Source organism: Candidatus Polarisedimenticolia bacterium (genome assembly GCA_035764505.1).
Taxonomy (GTDB): domain Bacteria; phylum Acidobacteriota; class Polarisedimenticolia; order Gp22-AA2; family AA152; genus AA152.
In genome coordinates, this window is the sequence record DASTZC010000140.1 from 1 (window position 1) to 4,267 (window position 4,267).

3 protein-coding genes are annotated in these 4,267 nt (G+C 67.9%); all 3 read left to right on the plus strand.

All coding sequences use genetic code 11. The annotated features are described in order from the left end of the window. A partial coding sequence (locus VFW45_09800; protein HEU5181076.1) for a polysaccharide biosynthesis C-terminal domain-containing protein occupies positions 1-616 on the plus strand: 616 nt, incomplete at its 5' end. A 36-nt stretch (positions 617-652) separates the two neighbouring features. Further along, complete coding sequence (gene asnB / locus VFW45_09805; GenBank protein ID HEU5181077.1) at positions 653-2,539, plus strand: asparagine synthase (glutamine-hydrolyzing); 1,887 nt, start codon at positions 653-655, stop codon at positions 2,537-2,539. Positions 2,540-2,554: 15 nt separating this feature from the next. Continuing rightward, the gene (locus VFW45_09810) at positions 2,555-3,691 is read left to right on the plus strand and encodes a glycosyltransferase family 4 protein (GenBank protein HEU5181078.1); all 1,137 of its coding nucleotides are present in this window, start codon (positions 2,555-2,557) and stop codon (positions 3,689-3,691) included. Positions 3,692-4,267: the final 576 nt, after the last annotated feature.

Consider the following 4,267-nt stretch of genomic DNA (forward strand, 5'->3'; position numbering starts at 1 on the left):
GCGTGTCACCACTTATTTCGGCGCCTCGATGGCCGTCTGCACCCTGGGGCTCAGCGTCGCCGTCCCACCCTTCCTGAGGGTGGCCACTGCCCCCGAGTTCCACTCGGCGGGACGCATCGTGCCGCTGGTCTGCCTCGCCTATGCGCTCGGCGGAATGGCCAACTGCCTGGGGAGCGGCTTGGTAGTCTCGCACCGCGTGCGTCTTATCGCTCTTTTCTCCACCCTTTCGGCCATTTTGAACCTGATCCTGAACTTCCTGCTCATCCCACCGCTCGGGATGTACGGGGCGGCGCTCTCTACCGTGATCGCCTTCGCAGGGCAGCTGGCGGGGATACTCTTCGCACTGTCGAAGTACTATCCTCTGCCGCTGGAATGGGGCAGGCTGGCCGGCATAACCTTCGCCGCGCTGCTGCCGCTGGGAGCTTCCTTCACGCTGCCGGCGCTGCCGCTGATCTGGGACATCCCGGTGCGTCTTGCGCTGCTGGCCCTGTTCCCGATCTTGGTCATGCTGATGAGACTTCCAAAGGCCGAGGAGATGGCGCGGTTGCGCCGTCTCCTGCCGTCGACCGTGACGGCGCAGGCCGGCGGCGGCCCAGCGCGCGAGGATGCGCCTTGAGCGGCCGGTCCCATCGGTCCCGCGAGGAGCGCTGAGATGTGCGGCATTGCAGGCTATCTCTCCTTCGACGGCCGCCCGGCCAGCGAGGAGCTCCTGCGCCAGATGGCGTGGACGCTCCGTCATCGGGGGCCGGACGGCGAAGGAATCCACATCGACGGCTCGCTCGGCTTGGCGCACCGCCGGCTCTCGATCCTCGATCTCGGGGGAGGGGGTCAGCCGATGTCGACGCGCGATGGGGCGATCTGGATCGTCTTCAACGGCGAGATCTACAACTTCGTCGAGCTGCGCGAGGAGCTGATCGCGCAGGGCCACGCCTTTTCAAATCGCAGCGACACCGAGGTGATCCTCAATCTCTATCGCGAGAAGGCGCTCGAGTTCCTTGCGGCGCTGCGCGGGATGTTCGCCTTCGCGCTGTGGGACGCCCGGCATCGCCGCCTGGTCCTGGCGCGCGATCGGGTCGGCATCAAGCCCCTCTACTATCATCTCGGCCCCCGCTCCATCGTCTTTGGCTCCGAGATCAAATCGCTGCTCGTCCATCCCGACGTCGGGAGGGAGATCGATCCGGCGGCGCTCAAGGATTTCCTGACGTATCAGTACGTGCCGGCGCCCCGCAGCGTCTTCCGGACGATCCGCAAGCTTCCTCCCGCTTCCGTCCTGGTGATCGAGGGGGGTCGGGCGGAGGAGAAGCGTTACTGGAGGCTGCCCCGGGAGGTGGAGAGCCGTCCCACCGACGTGTGGCGGGAAGAGCTCGACTCCACGCTGACCGAAGCTGTCCGCATCCACATGCGCAGCGACGTGCCGGTGGGGGCCCTGCTGTCGGGCGGTCTCGACAGCAGCCTGGTGGTGGCGCTGGCGGCCGGCTCCGCAGGCGGGTCGTTGAAGACCTTCTCGGTCGGCTTTCCGGAAGCGGACCATTCGGAGCTCCCGTATGCCCGCCAGGTGGCCACGCGCTACCGCACTTCCCACACCGAGCATCTGCTCGAGCCGCGAGGGGTGGAGGCGCTGCCGTCGCTGGTGGGCCAGTTCGACGAGCCCTTTGCCGATCCCTCCTCCGTTCCCTGCGCCGCCATCGCGGAAGTGGCGGCCCGCCAGGTGAAGGTCTGCCTGTCCGGAGACGGTGGCGATGAAGGGTTCGCCGGCTACCATGCCTATCGCCTTGGAAGCTCCATGCACCGAGCCGATCTCCTTCCCCTGGCGGTGCGCCGCTTCCTGCTGGGACCTCTGGAGCGGCGCCTTCCGGAATGGGTCCCGCTGCGAGGGGGACTGCGGTTCCTGACTCTCCCCCCCGATGACCGCTACGTCGAGATCATGGGGAGCGTCGATGCTCCGGCGATGCAGTGGCTGCTCGAACCCGACCTGCTCGCGTCGGCGGCCGATCACGATCCCTACGCCTGGCTGCGGGATCTCTACCGGGGCGAAGCGGGCCGCGACGAGATTTCACGGCTGCAACGGGTCGATGTGGAGTCCTACCTTCCCGATGACATCCTGGTGAAGGCCGACAGGACCAGCATGCTGCATTCCCTCGAGCTGCGCGTCCCGTTGCTGGACCACAAGGTCCTGGAGCTGGCCTTCCGCATGCCCACGCGATTGAAGTACCGCGGCGGCGTGGGAAAGCGGATTCTGCGGGAGACCTTCGCCGGAAGGCTTCCCGAGGCTGTCGTGACGCGTGGCAAGCAGGGGTTCGGCATGCCGCTGAAGAGTTGGCTGCGCGGCGACCTGCAGGCCTTCGTGACCGAGATCCTGTCGGACCGGCGCACGCGCCAGCGCGGCGTCCTCTCTGGCCGCGGGCTGGACCGCCTGCTCGAAGCCGACCGGCGCGGAGCGCGCAGCCTGAGCAGCGAGATCTGGACCGTGCTGGTCCTCGAGCTCTGGTTCCGGGCGTGCGTCGACGGCTCCGAAGCGAAGGTGGGCTCGGCCGTCTGATCCGGGGGTGCTGGCTTGCCATCCGTCCTCCTCGTGACCCAGGATCTGCAACGCGCCGGCGCCCAGCGTCAGTGCGTGGAGCTGGCGCTGGGGCTGAAGACCCTGGCTTCCTGGAACGTCGAGATCGCCGTGCTGGAAGGCGAGCGATCTCTGGAGTCGGAGCTGACGGGAGCAGGCATCCCAATCCGGAGGGTGCCACGGCGCTGGCGCTGGGATCTTTCCCCCGCCACCGGGCTGGGAAGTCTCGCGCGGCAGGGTGGGTTCGACGTCATCCATTCGTTCATGTTCCTTCCCAACTTCTACGTCCGCTTGAGCCGCCTGCGGCACCGCACCCCCCTGATCGTCTGCTCCCACCGCACGACCAAGATGCGCGGCTGGCCACGGGCCGTCCTCGAGATCCTGCTGTCGCCCTTCTGCGACCTGATGGTGACCAACTCGCAGGCGGGACGGGAGGAGCTGGTGAGCCGGGGAATGGATCCCGGACGCATCGCCGTCGTCCTGAACGGCATCGATCTCGACCGTTTCCGGCCCGCGCCCGCGAGCGGCTCCGATGGGCGACCGGCACGCGTCGGGATGGTGGCGCGCATGGAGCCCGATCGGGATCACGTCACGCTGCTGCAGGCCTTCGAGCAGGTGCATGCGATGCATCCCGAGGCGAAGCTGGTCCTGGCGGGAGACGGCAGCCTGGCGCCCAAGGTGCGTGAGCAGGTGGCGCTGCTGCGCCTTGAGTCGTGCGTCGAGCTGCCCGGGGCGGTGGCGCACCCCGAAGAGATGTACCGCACCCTGGATCTCTACGTCCAGGCTTCGCGGAATAAGGAAGGGACCAGCAACAGCCTGCTGGAGGCGATGGCCTCGGGGATTCCGGTGATCGCGACCCGGATCGGGGGCAACCTCGAGGTGGTGCGGGATGGGGAGACCGGGCTGCTGGTTACGGCCGAAGACCCCGCCGCTCTCGCCAAGGCAATCTCCTCGCTGCTGCGCGATCCCGTCCTGGCGCAACGCCTGGGGGCCGCGGGCGCGGCACGGGTTCGCGATCTCTACTCCCGCACCGCCATGGTCGATGCCACTCTGCGAGCCTATGCCTCTCGCCTGCCGCGCCTTCTCCAGGCCGTGGGGGCATCCGTCGAATCGAGCTTGCGCGGCGAAGGGTAGCTCCGCACGTCGCTCAGCGCCCAGCTCCAGCTTCATCTCCAGGTAACCGCGGACCGTAATCCCCCCACGCCGATCCGCAGAAGGATTACTTTCCGGTCGATTGGTTCCCGGCAGCGCCGTGCACGCGTACTCGTATCCCAATGCAGGCAGCGCGGCGAGATCCTCCTCCGTGAAGTCGCCGGTCTTGCCGTTCGGAAAGGCGAAGCCGCGCACCGGGAGGGCCTTTTCCTCCTCCAGCCGCCGGCGCGATAGCTCCAGCTCGAATCGTGCCCGCTGGCGCGACACGCGCGACAGGATCGGGTGCGCGACAGGGTGCGATCCGATCTCGATCCCTTCCCGTGGCAGCACCTGGACCTGGTCCCAGCTCAGGAACTCTCCAGGCGGAGCGGGCGGCTCTTCCGCCAGCTCCTCGAGGCGCGCGGCGAGACTCTCGACCCGCTCCCAGGAGCGCTGCCGGTAGGCACATTTCAACGGGCCAGCATGCTCATGTCGTGCGGCCGCGCGAGAAGCCCGCGGACGGCGGCGTCGATTCCGGGATCGCCCGAATCGGTCCAGATCGAAGGCGGCAGACGGCGC

What these genes read in the sequence shown, in the direction of transcription:
- asnB (HEU5181077.1), top strand. Translation starts at nt 653, where the DNA reads ATGTGCGGCATTGCAGGCTATCTCTCCTTCGACGGCCGCCCGGCCAGC.